Source organism: Actinospineispora acaciae DSM 45401, assembly GCF_000620785.1.
Classification (GTDB): domain Bacteria; phylum Actinomycetota; class Actinomycetes; order Mycobacteriales; family Pseudonocardiaceae; genus Pseudonocardia; species Pseudonocardia acaciae.
Map to the genome: position 1 here is coordinate 36,546 of NZ_JIAI01000029.1, position 16,336 is coordinate 52,881.

A 16,336-nucleotide genomic window follows, 5' to 3' on the forward strand; every position below is an offset into this window, starting at 1 on the left:
GATCAGCCGGCCCGGGCTTGGTCGAGGCGTTCGCTGCCCTTGTTGCCGAGCACGGCGAGCAGGGTCTGCTCGATCCGGATCAGGTAGTGCAGGGCGTCGCGCTGGACCCGGTCGGAGTCGTCCCCGCCGGTCGCGGCGACCTGCTCGAACAGCGGTATCGCCGACTCCAGCTTGCCGGTGACGGGCTTGGTGAGCGCGGTGCCGAGCAGCTCCAGGTGGTCGCGGATGAGCCGGCAGCCCTGCCGCAGCGCGTCCGCCTCCGGGCCGTCCTCGCGCAGCGCCTCCGGCGCGGAGGTGAGCCAGCCCAGCGGGTAGCACACCTGGGCCAGCTCGCGGGCGTACTGGTCGCAGGCCCGGGCGGCGCGGATCCAGCGCCGGCTGGAGCGCCGGCCGCTGACCCCGGCCATCCCGTGGCTGAGCGGCCGCGCGGCCAGGCGCAGGGCGGTGGTGGCGGTGTCCAGCTCGCGGGCCTCGGCGATCAGGCCGTCGCCGGGCGCCACGCCGCACAGCGCGTCGGCGGCCTCGTCCACCACGGTGCCCAGCCGCTCGGAGAAGTCGGCCAGCTTCTCCCGGATGGTCTCCCGGGTGCTGATCGGCAACACCAGGTACGACGCGAGCACCCCGCTGACCGCGCCGATGGCCGTCTCCTCCAGCCGCAGCGCGAGCACCTCCACGGAGAACTGGCCGATCAGCCCGTACATCAGCGCCAGCAGCACGGTGATGAAGAACGCCAGCATGGCGTGGCTGACCCGCTGCAGGTAGAACGCCAGGAACACGCAGATCACGATCAGCGCCAGGCTGGCCGTGTGGTGCCCGGACAACGGCGCGGCCACCAGCACCCCGGCGAGCACCCCGCCGAGCGTGCCGATCAGCCGCTGCCAGCCCCGGCTCAACGTCTCGCCCCGCGACGCCGTGCCGATGAACACCACGAACGTGGTCAGCGCCGCCCAGTACCAGCGCTGCGGGGACAGCCAGTCGCCGACCATGATCGCCACGCCGCCGGCCACCGCCGTCTGGATGGCCTGGCGGGTGGTGGGCAGCAGTTCGGGCCAGCGGCCGGTCGTGCCGGCGTCGCTCGCGTCCTCCGAGGCGGCCGGCTCGGTCTCGTCCTCGGCGGCGGGGGGTTCGGGAACGTCCCCGGCGCCGTCCGGGTGCAGCCGGGGGATCGCGCGGACCATCATCTGGATCGCCTTGACCAGCGGCGCGGCCGGCCTGCCCTCGGCGGCGTCGGCGAGCTTGTCGGCGGCGGCCAGCGCGCCCCGGCTGATCTGGGAGTCCTCGCGCAGCGCGCGGCGCAGCACCCCGAGCAGCCGCGCCAGCCGGCGCCGCTCCTCGGGCGGGGCCACCGGCGCGCCACCGTTGCGGGCGGCGCGCCGGGAGGCGTTGAGCAGCCGGGCGGCGGACAGCGCGACCTCCTCGGTGGCCAGCTCCAGGTCGAACACCCGCAGCGCCAGCGCCTCGTTGCTCACCTCGGGCCAGAGCCGGTCGTCGCCGGCCCGCTCCACCCGGTCCTCCACCAGCTGCGCGGACTCGTTGAGCCGGCGCAGCCGCACCCGCAGCCGCCGGTCGGCATGGTCGCTGAGCTCGCCGTCCTCGACCGCCGCCCGGGTGGCGTCCAGCACCGCGCCGGCCCTGGCGCGCACCGCCGGCAGCAACCGGGCCAGCACCGCGGTGTCCCGCTCCGGCCACAGGATCTCCCGGGCGAGCACGCTGCACGCGGTGCCCACCACCGCCGAGCCGATCAGGGTGACCAGCTGGTCCGGCCCGGCGTGCAGGAACAGCGCGTAGAAGTACGCGATGAACCCGATCATGCCGACCGCCGTGCCTCGGGCGTCGAACCGCCGGATGTAGGCGGCCACGAACATCACCAGCACGAACACCACCGTGGACGCCGCCCCGAACGGGGCCAGCAGCGCGGCGGTGGTCACCGAGACGGCGGCGGCGAGCGGCAGCAGCGCGCTGGTGACCAGCCGGTCGCGCCGCGTCACCTCGCGGACCAGCGAGGACGACATCATCGCCAGCACCACGCCGAGCAGCACCGAGGTGACCGGCTCGCCCCGCACCGCCGCCAGCGAGGCCAGCACCAGCACCGCCAGGCTGACCGAGATCGCGGCCACCGCGCCGGTCCGCAACCGGAGCAGGCCCGGGTCGGAGCCGATCACCGTGTCCCAGGCCGCCGTCACAAGCTGTCTCGGCCGGCGCACGGCCGCTACCCTGCCATGTCTAGCCAGAAAGCGCGGTTCGTGCAGGTCAGCGCGCGGTGGCCTTGGTGATGGTGACGTCCTTGTTGGGCTTGCCGCCGCCGGGGTTGGGGTCCATCGAGCCGTCGTGCCCAGCCCTGGCGATGGTGTCCAGGACGCCCAGGCCGGCCGGCCCGATGGTGCCGAACACCGTGTAGTTCGGGCTGAGCGCCTCGGCGCCGCCGTAGATCATGAAGAACTGGCTGCCGTTGGTGTCCGGGCCGCCGTTGGCCATCGCCAGGTAGCCCCGGCCGTAGGTGAGCTCGGGGAAGACCTCGTCCGCGAACTGGTAGCCGGGGCCGCCGCTGCCGGAGCCGGTGGGGTCGCCGCACTGCAGAACCTGCAGCCCGGGCGAGGTGGTCAGCCGGTGGCACTGGGTGTTGTCGAAGTATCCCTGCTTGGCCAGGCTCACGAAGCTGTTCACCGTGCACGGCGCGAGCGCCTTGTCCAGCGTCAGGTCGATCTGCCCCGCGCTGGTGGCCAGCGTGGCCGGCACGGTGCCCTGCGCGCTCACCCCGTTCGTCGACGGCGGGCGGGCCGGGCGGGCCGGCGGCTTGCCGTCGGACGGGTACGCGCAGTTGACGGTCGCGGGGAAGGCCTGTGGCCGCTTCGGCGGCGGGGCGATCTGGGTGGGGATGTTCAGCGGGGTCGGGGCGGCGGCCGGGCTGCTGGGCGGGGCCTTGGCGTCCGACGGCGCCGGCCCGCCACCGCCGAGGAAGCTCACCCCGGCGAACACGACGCCGACCACGCCGACCACCACGACCACGGCGGTGATCACGGCCACCTGCTTGCGGCGCTGTGACCGCTGGACCCGGCGCTCCTGCTGGCGCTCGAGCTTGCGTTTCGCGGCCTCGCGTCGCTGCTGGTTGGTCGGCACCGCTGTCGTCCTCCTCGTCAATGGCCCTGCGCACCGGCCGGCGCAGCTTAGTACCCGTGATCGGCGCGAGCGTCAGCCGCCGGACAACCGCCGGCGCAGGTCCCCGGCCGCTTCCCGCAGCGGGACCTGGGCCTGCTCGCCGGAGCCCATGTCGCGCACGGTGACGACGCCGTCGGCGTGCTCGCGCGGGCCGAGCAGCACCGCGAACCGGGCCCGCTGGTCGTTCGCCCACTTGAGCTGCTTGGCGATCTTGCCGGAGGAGCCCAGGTACAGCCCGGCCCGCAGCCCGGCCGCGCGCAGCTCGCCGGCCAGCGCGAGCAGCGCCGGCTCGGCCTCCTCGGCGAGCACGGTGAGCGCCACGTCCAGCCCGGGGGAGTCCTCCTCGGCGGCCTCCTGGGCGGACAGGATGCGCTCGATGCCGATGGACCCGCCGCTGGCCGGCAGGTCGGGGCCGCCGAGCGCGGCGACCAGCCCGTCGTAGCGGCCGCCGGAGGCGATCGAGCCGGGGAAGCCGGGCGCGGTGACCTCGAAGATCGGCCCGGTGTAGTAGTCCAGCCCGCGCACCATCCGGGGCGTGAACGCCACCCGGCCGGCGGGCAGCGCGCCGAGCAGCGCGAGCAGCCGGTCCACCTCGGCCAGGCCCTGGCGGCCGCGCTCGGTGCCGTCGAGCTGCTTGCGCACCCGCTCGGGGTCCCCTCTGTTGTCGCTGCCGGCCAGGTCCGTGACCAGGCCGGCGGCCACGTCGGCGGCCAGGCCACGGCCCACCAGCTCGGCGGTGACCGCGTCCGGGCTCAGCTTGTCCAGCTTGTCCAGCGTGATCAGCACCCGCCCGCCCAGCGACTCGGGCACCGCGTAGGCGTCCAGCAGCCCGTACAGCGCCCGCCGGGAGTTGAGCTCGAACCGGAACTCGGGGATGCCCAGTGCGGTGAGCGCGTCGTTGATCGCGAGCAGCGTCTCCGCGTCGGCCAGCGGCGACGTCGAGCCGACCACGTCGATGTCGCACTGGGTGAACTCGCGGAACCGTCCCCGCCCCGGCCGGTCGGCCCGCCACACCGGCCCGAGCGCGTAGCGCTTGTACGGCATCGGCAGCCGGTTGCCGTAGGTGGCGACCACCCTGGCCAGCGGGACCGTCAGGTCGTAGCGCAGCGCCAGGTCGGCCTCGCCGCTGGCCTCGTGCTCGCCCCTGCGGAGGATCTTGAAGATGAGCTTGTCGCCCTCGTCGCCGTACTTGCCGGTGAGCACCTCCAGGCGCTCGAAGGCCGGCGTCTGGAGCGGCTCGAACCCGTAGCGCTCGAACGCGCCGCGCACCGAGGCGAACGCCCGCTCCCTGCGATGCACCTCGGCGGCCAGGAAGTCGCGGGTGCCGGAGGGGGGCTCGGCGGCCTGAGCCATGGATGGGTCCTCGAACTTTCTCGTTGTCAAGGCGGTCTTGCTAGCTTACGAGGCCGCCGAAGCGGGTTCCTCGCGGATGGCCACCAGCGCGGCCACCCCGGTGGTGATGGGCACCGAGGCGACCAGCCCGATGCTGCCGACCAGCGTGCGGACCACCTCGGTGGCCACCGTCTGGGTGCCGATCGTCTCCCCGATGCCCCTGTCGACCAGCGTGAACGCCAGCATCAGCGGCAGCGCGGCGCCGGCGTAGGCGAGCACCAGGGTATTCACCGCCGACGAGACGTGGTCGCGGCCGATCCGCATCGCGGCGGCGAACAGCGCGCCGGCGCCGAGCCGGGGGTTGGCCGCGCGCAGCTCCCACACCGCGCTGGTCTGGGTGACCGTGACGTCGTCCAGCACGCCCAGCGCGCCGATCAGGAAGCCGGCCAGCAGCAGCCCGCGCGGGTCGATGGCGGCGCGCGGCCCGAGCGCGGCGATCAGCTGCAGCGCGTCGTCGTCCAGTCCGGTCAGCCGGGTCGCCGAGGTGAACACCGCGCCCAGCACGCCGATCAGCCCGAGGCTGACCAGCGTGCCGAGCACCGCCGTGGAGGTGCGCGCGGACACCCCGTGGCTGAGGTAGAGCACCGCGAACATGATCAGGCAGGAGCCGACGACGGCGACGGCCAGCGGGTTGCGCCCGTCCAGGATGGCGGGGAGCACGAACGCGAGCAGCACCACGAAGCTGACCCCCAGCGCGACCAGCGCCGCCAGCCCGCGCCACCGGCCGAGCAGGATCACCGCGGCGGCGAACAGCACGGCCAGCACCCACAGCGAGGTGCTCCGCTCGAAGTCCGACACGGTGTAGGAGGACGGGTCGGCCGGGTCGCCGCCCGCGTAGCTGAGCACCACCCGGTCGCCCACCGCGTACCTCGGGCTGCCCGGCCCGGCGGGCACCAGGCTGACGATGCCCTTGCCGGCCCGGGGGCCGTCGTTCATGATCAGGCTCAGCGCCAGGCAGCCCTTCGCGTCCTGGGCGGCGGGCGTTGCGGACTGCGCGCAGTCGGCCGCCGCGACCACCTTCACCTGGGCGTGGACGAACTGCGTCTTGAGCCCGGGCGCGGACGGCGCGCCGTGGAACGGGAACAGCAGCAGCACGCCGGCGACGCTGGCGATCGCGCACGGCACCAGCAGCGCGGCGAGCAGCACCCGCACCCGGCGCCCGGCCGGCGCCGCGGGCACGTGTCCGTGTCCGTGGCCATGTCCGTGTCCCGTGCCGGTCTCGGGGGCCTGTACCTGGCCGTGGCGTCCCATGCCGGAATCCTTGCAATGCCGATCTGAGACACGTCGATGCCCCCGCGCGGGCGCCGCCACCCCTATCATCCGATCCGTTCAGTCGGGCACCGGGACGAGGAGTGGGCATGGCCGCCGCCCGCGCGTGGCTGATCCGCCACGGCGAGAGCGAGTCCAACGCGGGGCTGCCGGGGCGAGGCCCGGCCGAGACTCCGCTGACCAGGCTCGGGTTCCGGCAGTCCGAGCTGGTCGCCCGGGCGGTTCCGGAACCTCCGGCGCTGATCGTCACCTCTCCGTTCGTCCGGGCCCGCCAGACGGCCCACCCGACCATCGCGCGGTTCCCTGACTCCGCCGTCCAGGAGTGGCCGGTGCAGGAGTTCACCTACCTGGGCCACCTGCACGGCGAGGTGTCGACCGACCGGCAGCGCGCCCCGTACGCCCGGGCGTACTGGCAGCGGGCGGACCCGCACGCCGTGACGGGCGACGCCGAGTCGTTCGCCGACCTGATCGGCCGCACCGCCGACTGCCTGGGCCGCCTCGAACGCCAGACCGACGGGCTGGTCACCGTCTTCACCCACGGCACCTTCATCCGGGCGCTGCTCTGGTCGTTGCTGTCCCGGACGACGATCATGACCGGCGAGGCGATGAGCCGCTTCCGCGCGTTCGCCGACACCTGCGTGATGCCCAACGGCAGCATCGTGGAGCTGCGGTTCCCCGGCCCCCGGGTGCTGGCCGGCTCCACCGCGCACCTGCTGGAGGCCACCGCCGAGACCAGGTGAACCCTTGACGCACAACGGCGGACCCTGGTAGATCACCGGTTCGTGACGGCATCGGACGACCCCGCCCGGCGAGCGATCCTCGAACGCCTGGGCCGGGGAGCGAGCACCGAGGAGAACCTCGCCGATGTGCTGTCGCTCGGCCGGCCGGCGGTATCGGAGCACCTCGCGGCGCTGACGGAGGCGGGCCTGGTCGTCGCCACGACCATCGACGCGCGCCGTATCTACCGCGTCACGCACGACTACGACCAGATGTACGCCGACGATTCCGCGCCGCCGTGGGAGATCGGGAGGCCGCAGCCGGCGCTCGCCGCCCTCCTCGATCGGATCGACATCGAGAGCCCGGTGCTCGACGTCGGCTGCGGCACCGGCGAGCTGGCGATCCATGTCGCCGAGAAGGGGCACCGGGTCGTCGGGATCGACTTCTCCGGAGCGGGGATCGCCAAGGCCCGGTTCAAGGCGGCGGAAGAGGGCCTCGACATCGAGTTCCGGGTCGCCGACGCCAGGTGCCTGGGGGAGCTCGACATCAGGCCCAGGACCGTCCTCGACTCCGGCCTCCTGCACAGCCTGGACGAGAAGGAAGAACGGCTGGCCTACGTCACCGGGCTCGAAGCCATCTGCGACCCTGGCGCCCTCGTGTGCATTCTCGCGGTGTCGACCGAGGCGGGCATGGGCTGGGGCGTCACCCGCGACTCGCTGGCCGGGGCGTTCTCCGAACCCCACTGGGCCGACACCGACGTCGCGCGCGCAGACGTGCTCGCCCGCGTGGGCGATGAGGAGCTCCAACTGCCGGCGTTGCTCCTAACCAGCAGGCGGCTCTGACGGGTTCGGACCGAGGCGGGCGCGGACGATCGCGCGGGCGGCCAGGCCGACGGCGAACATGACCAGGCCGGCGACCACGGACTCCACCGGCAGGGTGGCGACCAGGGCGAGGCAGCCGGCGAGGCCGAGCACGCTCAACGCCCGGGGCCAGCGGCGCTGTTGCGCCGGTTGGGTGAGGGCGGCGGCGTTGGCGATCGCGTAGTAGACCAGCACGCCGAACGAGGAGAACCCGATCACGCCGCGCGGGTCGGTGGTGAGCACCAGCGCGCAGACCACCGCGGCGAGGGCCAGCTCGGCGTGGTGGGGAACCCGGTGGCGGGGGTGGACGGCGGCGAGCCAGCCGGGCAGGTCGCGGTTGCGGGCCATGGCCAGGCCGGTGCGGCCGACCCCGGCGATGAGCGCGAGCAGGGCACCCAGGCTGGCCAGCGCGGCGCCGATCCGCACCACCGGGGCCAGCGCCCCCACGCCCGCCGCGTCGACGGCGGCCACCAGCGGCGCGGACGCGGCGGCCAGTCGCTCGGGGCCGGCGGCCAGCAGCGCGGCGGACCCGACCAGCAGGTAGACCGCCGCCGCGATCCCGAGCGCGAGCGGGATCGCCCTCGGAATGGTGCGGGCCGGGTCGCGGACCTCCTCGCCCATGGTGGCGATGCGCGCGTAGCCGGCGAACGCGAAGAAGATCAGCCCTGCCGACTGCAGGATCCCGTACACCCCGCCGGCGCTCACATCGGAGGTGACCTCGCCGCCCGCGAGGCCGACGGCGATGCCGGCCACCAGCACGGCGAGCGCGACCAGGGTGGCGGCGACCAGCACCCGGGTGGCGATTGCCGTCTTGGCCACCCCGCGACAGTTCAGCCCCGCCAGCCCGACCACTGCGGCCACCGCCACCAGCCGACCGGCCCACCCCGGCCCCACCGCGTACCGGGCGAAGGTCAAGGCCATCGCCGCGCACGAGGCCGTCTTGCCCACCACGAACCCCCACCCGGCGGTGAACCCCCACCAGTGCCCGAGCCGCTCCCGGCCGAACACGTAGGTACCGCCCGAGGTCGGGTACGCCATCGCGAGCTGCGCCGAGGACGCCGCGTTGCAGTAGGCGACCACCCCGGCCACCGCCAACCCGACCAGCAGGCCGACCCCGGCGGCGCGGGCGGCCGGCCCGAACACCGCGAACACCCCGGCGCCGAGCATCGACCCCAGGCCGATCACCACCGCGTCGGCCGTCCCCAGCCGCCGGGCCAGCCCCTCGCCGCCCCGACCGTCGCCGAGGCCGGCCGCCGCCTCACCCATGGCTCACCCCTCGTCCGTGCACCTCACACGAGTCTTACACGTCGCGATATCGGAAGTCGATATCTGCTGAAATTTCTGCTGGGTCGAGGTCCGTGCCACCGCAAGCGGTTGCCGTACCGATATCGGATCGGTCACTATGATCGCCTGACCGAGACGGCCGACGTCGGGTCCGGGGGAGAAAGGGGTGGAGTGGGTGCGTGAGTTCATGCGGGGCGCGGTGCGGTTGCACATCCTGCATCACGCGGCTGAACAGGAGATTCACGGCGCGTGGATGACAGAAGAACTCGCCACCCACGGCTACCGGATCAGCCCGGGCACCCTGTACCCCACCTTGCACCGACTCGAGGCGGACGGCCTGCTCGCCTCCGAACAGCGGGTGGTCGAGGGGCGCACCCGCCGGGTCTACTGGGCCACCGACGCCGGATGCGCCGCGCTGGCCGCCGACCGCGCCGCGCTCTCCGAGCTGGCCAACGAGCTGCTCGGCCCGACCCGGCCGGCCGGTGAGGGCGGCACGGAGGCCAGCTGAAAGCTAGCCCAGGTAGGTCGACTCGAACACCAGGTCCCGGAGCTCGCTCTGGTACTCCACGTGGGTGGGGTGCTCGACGGTGCTCCAGAGCGTTCCCTCGTGGCGGCGCATGTAGTCGCGGTAGGCGGGCGCGCCCGGGTACTCGATGTTGTCGGCCACCACTACCGAACCGGGGTGCAGCCAGCGCTCGCCGAGGATCAGCCGCAGGTCGGACAGGTACTCGTCCTTGCCGTGGTCGATGAACACGAAGTCCAGCCCGCCCGCGACCGGACCGCGCAGCCGGCCCAGGGTGGCCCCGCCGTCGTCGAGCGTGCCGACCAGCCCGTGCACCCGGTCGGTCACGCCGGCGTGGCGCCAGATCCGGGCGGCGACCCTGGCGTTCGCCGCGCCCCGCTCGATGCTGTAGAGGTGCGCGCCGGGCGGCATCACGCGCGCGATCCGCAGCGCGCTGTAGCCGCAGTAGGTGCCCAGCTCCAGCAGCCGCGCCGGCCGCGCCGCGCGCACCGCCGCGTCCAGGATGGCGCCCTTCTCCTCGCCGATGTTGATCAGGCGGGCGTTCCGGTAGGCGAACCGGTCGATCGCGGCGATCGCCGCGTCCAGGTCGCCGGGCGGGGTGTTGGCCAGCACGTACCGGGCGAGCGCGCGCTCGCGGCCGTCACCGGCCTGGCCGTAGCTGAACGGCGTGAGCCGGCGCAGGATCCTCGGCAGTGACCCGTGCGTCGGCCACTGCTTCGCCGCGCTCATCCCGGCCTCCACGGTGCGCCACACCCTCAGCACCTCGGCCACATTCCTCGTACGACTGCAGACATGCGATCCCCGACTCACCAGGCCTCGGGCCAGCCCTTGATCACTCGCCCTCGGATATCGGCCAACGATATCTTAGTCCGTAACAGGAGCCCCAGAGGTGTGCTCGGGTCGCCACGCGGGGGTGAATCCGGCCGCCGGTTCAGGCCTCGGCCGCCGCGCGTTCGCGCCAGGCCAGCACCGCGCGGACGGAGTACCAGACCACCAGCGCCCCGACCAGCGCGATCGCCAGGTTGGACAGCACGCCGGTGACGCCGACGGCCAGCGCCAGCGCCCAGTGCGCGGGGTGTCGCAGGTCCTTGAGCAGCACCACGTGCAGCAGCCCGGCCACGGCGAGCAGGCCGGCCAGGATCGGCACCGGGAACCCGGCCAGCACGGCGGTCAGGCTCGCGCCCAGCGTCAGCCCGACCACGACCAGCGCGCTGCCCAGCGCGACCGGGGCGCCGCCGGTGCGCGCGCCGAAGCCGCGGTGCGCGCTCATCCCGCCGGCGCCGTGGCAGACGGGCATCCCGGCGATCGCGCCGACCAGCAGGTTGGCCGCGCCCAGGCTCACCGCCAGCCGGCCCGGACGCACCCGGGAGGCGGCGTCACCGAAGTAGGCGCGGGCGGTGTCGGCGGTGGCCAGGCAGGCGTTCGCGAACGTCAACGGGATCTGCGGCAGCACCAGCACGACCGCCGCCGTGGCCAGCGCCGACCAGCTCAGGTGGGGTGGCTGGAGCGGCGAGGGCCCGAGGTCCAGCGGCCCCCGGTAGGCCAGCACCATCCCCGCCACGGCCACCGCGAGCAGCACCAGGGTGATGCCGTGCCGGCGCAGCGCCAACGCAGCGACGGCCACCGCGACCGCGCCGCCCAGCAGCCACCAGGTGGGCCGGGCGTGGTCGGCCAGCGCCGCCGGCGGCTCGGTGACCAGGTCCCACGCCAGGTGCACGAACAGCATGCCGACCGAGAGCTGTATGCCCCGGACGATCGGACGGGGGAACACCCGCGCCAGCCGTCCCAACACCCCCGTGCCGCCCAGCACCACGAAGATCACGCCGATCAGCAACGCCCCGGAGGCGATCACATCGGCCCCGAGGTCCTGGGCGATCACGATCGCGCCGAACGCCTTCAGCGGCTGCACCGGCACCGGGACGCGGTACACCAGCCCGCTCACCACGTACAACAGCCCGGCCGGCAGCAGCACCGCCGTCGGCGAGAGCCCGCACGTGACGATCAGCCCGACCGCGATCGGTACCAGCACGCCCAGGTCGGCCACCGCGCCGGCCAGCTCCGCCCGGTCGAACCGCCACCGGCGCTGCCCCGGCTCCACCGCTGTCGACGCTGTTCTCGCCACGGCGGCACCTTACGGACGACCGTCCGTGATTTATTGGATAACAGTCTGTCAGGGCGTGTTGTCGGCGAGTGGCGGCCCTGGGCAGGGGGGCGCGCCGACCGGACGGCCGTGCTCGTCACGGTGGACTTCCAGCTTCACGTTCATGACGGGAGCGTGGCCAGCAGGAGGCAGGCGCGGTCGGCCCTCGGCCGGTCGCAGGTGGCGAGCAGTTCGGTCAGCGAGTCGCGCATGCGTTGCAGGTCGGCGATGCGGGCGTCCAGGTCGGCCCTGCGCGCCGTGGCGAGCGCCCTGGCGGCGTCGCAGCTCTCGGGGCCGCCCGCGTCCAGGTGCAGCAGCTCGTCGACGTCGTCGAGGGTGAACCCGAGCCGCTGGCAGTGCTTGACGAACCGCAGCAGCTCCACGGCGGTCCTCGGATACTCCCGGTGACCGCCGGGGGTTCGGGGCGGCGAGGCCAGCAGGCCGCGGCGCTCGTAGTACCGCAGTGTCTCGACGTTCACCCCGGCCCGGCCGGCCAGCTCACCGCTGCGCATGCCACCATCCTGAACCCCGTACCCGGCTACGGGGTCAAGACGAGCTTCCCGGTGGCCTCGTTGTTCTCCATGCGCCGATGGGCCGAGGCGATGTCGTCCAGGTCGAAGACGCGGTCGACGTTGGGCCGGTAGACGCCGGCCTCGACCTCGCGGACGACCCGCCGCAGCGCGCTCGCGCCCGCGCCGCCCTTCAGGTTGTCGCTGTGGAACGCGGTGAGCCTGGTCCCGGACGGGATCATCGCGACCGGCTCGAAGTCCGGGATCAGCCAGCCGCTGAGCGTGCCCGTCATGCACACCGTCCCGCCCCGGCGGACCAGGCGCAGCGAGTCCACCGCCGTGCTCGTCCCGACGAGGTCCAGGACGTGGTCCGGACCCTCGGGCCAGACCGCGCGCACGCTCGCCGCCAGCGACCCACCGTCGTCGACGAGCACGTGGTCGACGGCCAGCGCGTCGACCTTGTCGCGGCGTCGGGTGGTGGCCGCGGTCCGCACGCCGTGGCCGGCCGCGATCGACGCGGCGGCCATGCCCACCGACGAGGTCCCGCCCCGGATCAGCAGCCGCTCGCCCGGCGCGACCCCCAACGCGTCCAGCGAGCCCTGGGCGGTCAGGTACGTCTCGGGAAGCGCCGCCAGGACGTCCCACGGCAACGTGGTGGTGACCGGGACCAGCAGCGAGTTCGGCAGCAGCGCGTACTCCGCGTAGCCGCCGTCGAACTCCCGGCCCATCTCGCCCATCACGGCCGCGACCGTCGTCCCGTCCGGCAGCAGGGGATCGGTCGAGTCCGCCACGACCCCGACGCACTCGATCCCCAGCACGCGCGGGAACGTCACGCTCGGGGAATGCCCCTGCCGGGTCCGCAGCTCCGAGCGGTTCAGGCCCGCGCCCATCACCCGGACCAGGCTCCAGCCGTCCCGAACCGCCGGTATCGGCAGCTCGCGGACCTCCAGCACGTCCGGGCCGCCCGCCCTGACACACACCGCCGCCCGCATCGTCGTCTTCATGCCCGTACTGTCGTCGCCCCGGGCCACGGCCGGCCACCGATAGAATGCCACGTTATGCCCGTTGGCCGCCAAGCTCCCCGGACGTCCCGCCTCTGGCCGTCCGGCGGGGCGCACCTGTGGCCGTCGGGGGGAACGAGCTCGGTGCACTCGCACCCGCGCGGGCACCTGGTGTACGCCGCGCGCGGTGTGCTGTCGGTGCACACCGAGCGCGGCACGTCGATCGTCCCCGCCAACCGGGTCGCATGGACCCCCGCCGGGTTCAGCCACTACCACCGCGCCCACGGCGGCACCGACATGCGGATCGAGTTCCTGCCGGCATCGCTGGCCCGGCTGGTACCTGACCATCCCGCCGTGTTCACCGCCTCCGACCTGGCCCGCGAGCTGCTGCTCGCCCTCTCGGACACCCGCGACCGCGACCGTTTCGCGCGCGCTCGCCTGCGTCGCGTCCTCGTCGACGAGCTCCGCCAGGCGCGCGAACAGCCGCTGCACCTGCCCGAACCGCGCGACGACCGGCTGCGGGCCATCGCGCGGACGCTGTACGCGAACCCCGGGGACAACACCCCGCTTGCCGAGCTCGGGCGGGCGAGCGGGGCCAGTGCCCGCACCCTGAGCCGGCTGTTCCACGATGAGCTCGGCATGACGTTCTACCAGTGGCGCACCCAGCTGCGCATCCATCGCGCGCTGGTCCTGCTCGCCGACGGCCACGACACCACCCACGTGGCCCACGCCTGCGGATGGGCCAACCCCAGCGGTTTCATCGCGGCCTTCACCGCCGTCATCGGCACCACGCCCGGCCGCTACCGATCCTGAGAGCACGAAGGAGAACCAACCGTGAAGTACCTGCTGCTCAAGCACTACCGGGGCGCGCCGGCGTCGGTCAACGACGCGCCGATGGACAGGTGGACGCCGGAGGAGGTGACGGCCCACGTGCGGTACATGCAAGACTTCGCCGCCCGGCTCGAGGCCACCGGCGAGTTCGTCGAGCACCAGGCGCTGTCTCCGGAGGGCACGTTCGTCCGCCACGACGGCGAGGGGCGCCCGCCGGTCACCGACGGCCCGTTCGCGGAGACCAAGGACCTGATCGCCGGCTGGACGGTGATCGACGTCGAGAGCTACGAGCGGGCGCTGGAGCTGGCCGGCGAGCTGTCCGCGGCGCCGGGCGCGGGCGGGAGGCCGGTGCAGGAGTGGCTGGAGGTGCGCCCGTTCCTGGCCGCGATCGGGCCCGTCGCGGAGTGACGCACGTGGACGAGGTCCTGCTCAGGAGCCTCACCCCTACCGTGATCGGGATCCTGGTCCGTCGCGGGGCCGACTTCGCGGCGGCCGAGGACGCCGTGCAGGAGGCCCTGATCGAGGCGGTGCGGGTGTGGCCGGACGCCCCGCCGAGGGACCCCAAGGGCTGGCTGGTCGCCGTCGGGTGGCGCAAGTTCCTCGACGCCGTGCGCGCCGACACCTCCCGACGACACCGCGAGGAACGCGTCGACGCCGAGCCCGCGCCCGGGCCGGGCGAGGCGGTGGACGACACGCTCCAGCTCTACTTCCTGTGCGCGCACCCGTCCCTGACGCCGGCCTCGGCGGTCGCGCTGACGCTGCGCGCGGTCGGCGGCCTGACCACGCGGCAGATCGCACAGGCCTACCTCGTACCCGAACCGACCATGGCCCAGCGCATCAGCAGGGCCAAGCGGACGGTCTCGGGCGTCCGGTTCACCGAGCCCGGCGACGTCGCCACCGTGCTGCGCGTGCTCTACCTGGTCTTCAACGAGGGCTACTCCGGCGACGTCGACCTCGCCGCCGAGGCGATCCGGCTCACCCGCCAGCTCGCGGCCATGATCCACCACGAGGAGGTCGCGGGCCTGCTCGCGCTGATGCTGCTGCACCACGCCCGGCGCCCGGCCCGCACTCGCCCCGACGGCAGCCTGGTGCCGCTCGCCCAGCAGGACCGGGGCCTCTGGGACACCCGCCTGATCGCCGAGGGGGTGGCCATCCTGCAGGCCGCGCTGGCCCGCGACCGCCTCGGCGAGTTCCAGGCCCAGGCCGCCATCGCCGCCCTGCACGCCGACGCCCCGAGCACCTCCGAGACGGACTGGGCGCAGATCGTGGAGTGGTACGACGAGCTGCTGCGGCTCACCGACAGCCCGGTGGTCCGGCTCAACCGCGCGGTCGCGGTCGGCGAGGCCACCGATCCGGCGGCCGGCCTGGCGGCGCTGGCCGAGGTGGCTCCCGACGTGCCCCGCCACGCCGCGGTGGCGGCATACCTGCACGAACGCTCCGGCGACCTGGAGCGCGCCGCTGCGCTGTACGCCGAGGCCGCGCGCGCCGCCACCAGCGTCCCGGAGCGTGACCACCTCACCCGGGAGGCCGCGCGGGTGCGGCTACTGTCGAGTCCGTGACCATCGAGCAGACCATCGAGCGCTGGCACCGGTACGTGCGCGGCGAGCCCGGCGGGGACATCGACGCGTTGCTCGCCGACGACGTGGTGTTCTACTCGCCGATCGTCTACACCCCGCAGCGGGGCAAGGACATCACTCGGCTCTACCTCGCGGCGGCCCTGCACGTCCTCTCCGGTGACGACGACCGGCCGTTCCGCTACTCCAAGCAGGTCGTCGCCGGCGACACCGCGGTGCTCGAGTTCGAGACCAACCTGGACGGCACCTACGTCAACGGCGTCGACATCATCCGCTGCGACGACGCGGGCCGCATCGTCGAGTTCCGGGTGATGGTCCGTCCGCTGCAGGCCGTCAACGCCGTCCACCAGCGGATGAAGGCGATGCTCGACGCGGCACAGCAAGCGTGACCAGGAAGGTGGCCACGATCCCGGCGGCGGTGGCGAACATCGCCGTTTTGATGCCCTCGCTGGTGGCGGTGCGCGACGGGTCGCCGTCGGGTCCGTGGGTGTGGGCGTTGGCGATCAGGACGAGCACGGCGAGGCCGATCGAGGCGCCGACTCCGGAGCCGGTGGTGACGATGCCTGAGGCGACCCCCTGCTGACGGTCGGGTACCCCGGTCGAGGCGGCGATGTAGATGGTGGTGAACACCATCCCGTCGCCGATGCTGACGGCGGTGAGGCCGGGTACCAGCCAGGTGTAGGAGCCGTCGGGGGTGAGCGCAAGCGCGAGCAGGCACGCGCCGACGGCGCCGACGGCGAGTGCGCTGAGCAGGGTGCGCCGCACGCCGATGCGGGTCACCACGCGCCCGGCCAGTGCCGAGCCGGTGACTACCACCGCGGTGGGCAGCAGGAACCCGAGGCCGGTGGCCAGCGCGTCGTATCCCCGCACGTCGTGCAGGTAGATGGACAGGAAGTACAGCAGCGATCCGAAGGTGGCGGTGAACATGAACGCGACCGCCGTGGCCAGCAGGAGGCTGGGGTTGGCCAGCAGGCGCAGCGCCAACAGCGGATCCGGGCTGCGCCGCTCGATCACCGTGAACGCCGCGAGCAGCAGCACGCCGGCGAGCGCGGCGGCCAGGATTCCTGGCGAGTCCCAGCC

General features: G+C 73.7%; 17 protein-coding genes. 7 read left to right on the forward strand and 10 right to left on the reverse strand.

Translation table 11 applies throughout. The features are described 5' to 3' along the window. Window positions 1-2 precede the first annotated feature (2 nt). The 4 genes from N912_RS0146075 to N912_RS59010 all read right to left on the reverse strand — a co-directional run bounded on the left by N912_RS0146075 (window position 3) and on the right by N912_RS59010 (window position 5,727). Window positions 3-2,204, reverse strand: coding sequence for an FUSC family protein (locus N912_RS0146075; RefSeq protein WP_156994414.1), 2,202 nt, complete (start codon window positions 2,202-2,204; stop codon window positions 3-5). Window positions 2,205-2,250: 46 nt separating this feature from the next. Then, window positions 2,251-3,117 (reverse strand): peptidylprolyl isomerase, encoded by an 867-nt coding sequence (locus tag N912_RS0146080; RefSeq protein WP_028927752.1) that lies wholly within the window; start codon window positions 3,115-3,117, stop codon window positions 2,251-2,253. 72 nt (window positions 3,118-3,189) lie between these two features. Beyond that, on the reverse strand, window positions 3,190-4,509 hold the full coding sequence (hisS, locus tag N912_RS0146085) for a histidine--tRNA ligase (protein WP_028927753.1): 1,320 nt from the start codon (window positions 4,507-4,509) through the stop codon (window positions 3,190-3,192). 45 nt (window positions 4,510-4,554) lie between these two features. Next, window positions 4,555-5,727 carry a YibE/F family protein gene (locus tag N912_RS59010; RefSeq protein ID WP_051581736.1) on the reverse strand — a complete coding sequence of 391 codons (1,173 nt, stop codon included), beginning with the start codon at window positions 5,725-5,727 and terminating at the stop codon, window positions 4,555-4,557. Window positions 5,728-5,906: 179 nt separating this feature from the next. Between N912_RS59010 and N912_RS59015 the strand changes: the two genes are divergently transcribed. Next, window positions 5,907-6,557 carry a histidine phosphatase family protein gene (locus tag N912_RS59015; protein ID WP_037070157.1) on the forward strand — a complete coding sequence of 217 codons (651 nt, stop codon included), beginning with the start codon at window positions 5,907-5,909 and terminating at the stop codon, window positions 6,555-6,557. Between the two features lie 42 nt (window positions 6,558-6,599). Further along, a complete protein-coding gene (locus tag N912_RS0146100; RefSeq protein ID WP_051581737.1) occupies window positions 6,600-7,376 on the forward strand; it encodes a methyltransferase domain-containing protein in 777 nt (258 codons plus the stop codon). Here the strand turns inward: N912_RS0146100 and N912_RS0146105 are convergent. Next, complete coding sequence (locus N912_RS0146105) at window positions 7,356-8,660, reverse strand: APC family permease (RefSeq protein ID WP_051581738.1); 1,305 nt, start codon at window positions 8,658-8,660, stop codon at window positions 7,356-7,358. The genes N912_RS0146100 and N912_RS0146105 overlap by 21 nt on opposite strands. 205 nt (window positions 8,661-8,865) lie before the next feature. Here N912_RS0146105 and N912_RS59020 point away from each other — a divergent pair, with 205 nt between their 5' ends. Then, the gene (locus N912_RS59020; protein WP_281176409.1) at window positions 8,866-9,186 is read left to right on the forward strand and encodes an Rv3488 family transcriptional regulator; all 321 of its coding nucleotides are present in this window, start codon (window positions 8,866-8,868) and stop codon (window positions 9,184-9,186) included. A 3-nt stretch (window positions 9,187-9,189) separates the two neighbouring features. Here the strand turns inward: N912_RS59020 and N912_RS0146115 are convergent, their stop codons facing one another. The 4 genes from N912_RS0146115 to N912_RS0146130 form a co-directional block, all read right to left on the reverse strand. Further along, window positions 9,190-9,972: an O-methyltransferase gene (locus N912_RS0146115; RefSeq protein ID WP_211261636.1), complete on the reverse strand. Its 783-nt coding sequence runs from the start codon at window positions 9,970-9,972 to the stop codon at window positions 9,190-9,192. 160 nt (window positions 9,973-10,132) lie between these two features. After that, window positions 10,133-11,323 carry a putative sulfate/molybdate transporter gene (locus tag N912_RS0146120; RefSeq protein ID WP_084212005.1) on the reverse strand — a complete coding sequence of 397 codons (1,191 nt, stop codon included), beginning with the start codon at window positions 11,321-11,323 and terminating at the stop codon, window positions 10,133-10,135. 140 nt (window positions 11,324-11,463) lie between these two features. Further along, a complete protein-coding gene (locus N912_RS0146125) occupies window positions 11,464-11,853 on the reverse strand; it encodes a MerR family DNA-binding protein (protein WP_028927758.1) in 390 nt (129 codons plus the stop codon). 26 nt (window positions 11,854-11,879) lie between these two features. After that, a complete protein-coding gene (locus N912_RS0146130) occupies window positions 11,880-12,854 on the reverse strand; it encodes a zinc-binding dehydrogenase (RefSeq protein WP_037070159.1) in 975 nt (324 codons plus the stop codon). A 54-nt stretch (window positions 12,855-12,908) separates the two neighbouring features. On the opposite strand from N912_RS0146130, the gene N912_RS0146135 reads away from it, so the two are divergent. The 4 genes from N912_RS0146135 to N912_RS0146150 are packed head-to-tail and all read left to right on the forward strand — an operon-like array spanning window position 12,909 to window position 15,645. Continuing rightward, window positions 12,909-13,664 carry a helix-turn-helix transcriptional regulator gene (locus N912_RS0146135; RefSeq protein WP_028927760.1) on the forward strand — a complete coding sequence of 252 codons (756 nt, stop codon included), beginning with the start codon at window positions 12,909-12,911 and terminating at the stop codon, window positions 13,662-13,664. Window positions 13,665-13,685: 21 nt separating this feature from the next. Next, window positions 13,686-14,090, forward strand: coding sequence for a YciI family protein (locus N912_RS0146140; RefSeq protein WP_028927761.1), 405 nt, complete (start codon window positions 13,686-13,688; stop codon window positions 14,088-14,090). A 5-nt stretch (window positions 14,091-14,095) separates the two neighbouring features. Beyond that, a complete protein-coding gene (locus N912_RS0146145; RefSeq protein ID WP_028927762.1) occupies window positions 14,096-15,241 on the forward strand; it encodes an RNA polymerase sigma factor in 1,146 nt (381 codons plus the stop codon). Then, on the forward strand, window positions 15,238-15,645 hold the full coding sequence (locus N912_RS0146150) for a nuclear transport factor 2 family protein (protein ID WP_211261637.1): 408 nt from the start codon (window positions 15,238-15,240) through the stop codon (window positions 15,643-15,645). The genes N912_RS0146145 and N912_RS0146150 overlap by 4 nt, the downstream gene beginning before the upstream one ends. Here the strand turns inward: N912_RS0146150 and N912_RS59025 are convergent. After that, on the reverse strand, window positions 15,590-16,336 hold a 747-nt coding region (locus N912_RS59025), incomplete at its 5' end, for an MFS transporter (RefSeq protein WP_037070162.1). The genes N912_RS0146150 and N912_RS59025 overlap by 56 nt on opposite strands.

What these genes read in the sequence shown, in the direction of transcription:
- N912_RS0146105 (WP_051581738.1), bottom strand. Translation starts at nt 8,660, where the DNA reads ATGGGTGAGGCGGCGGCCGGCCTCGGCGACGGTCGGGGCGGCGAGGGG.
- N912_RS59020 (WP_281176409.1), top strand. Translation starts at nt 8,866, where the DNA reads ATGCGGGGCGCGGTGCGGTTGCACATCCTGCATCACGCGGCTGAACAG.
- N912_RS0146125 (WP_028927758.1), bottom strand. Translation starts at nt 11,853, where the DNA reads ATGCGCAGCGGTGAGCTGGCCGGCCGGGCCGGGGTGAACGTCGAGACA.
- hisS (WP_028927753.1), bottom strand. Translation starts at nt 4,509, where the DNA reads ATGGCTCAGGCCGCCGAGCCCCCCTCCGGCACCCGCGACTTCCTGGCC.
- N912_RS0146130 (WP_037070159.1), bottom strand. Translation starts at nt 12,854, where the DNA reads ATGAAGACGACGATGCGGGCGGCGGTGTGTGTCAGGGCGGGCGGCCCG.
- N912_RS0146135 (WP_028927760.1), top strand. Translation starts at nt 12,909, where the DNA reads ATGCCCGTTGGCCGCCAAGCTCCCCGGACGTCCCGCCTCTGGCCGTCC.
- N912_RS59015 (WP_037070157.1), top strand. Translation starts at nt 5,907, where the DNA reads ATGGCCGCCGCCCGCGCGTGGCTGATCCGCCACGGCGAGAGCGAGTCC.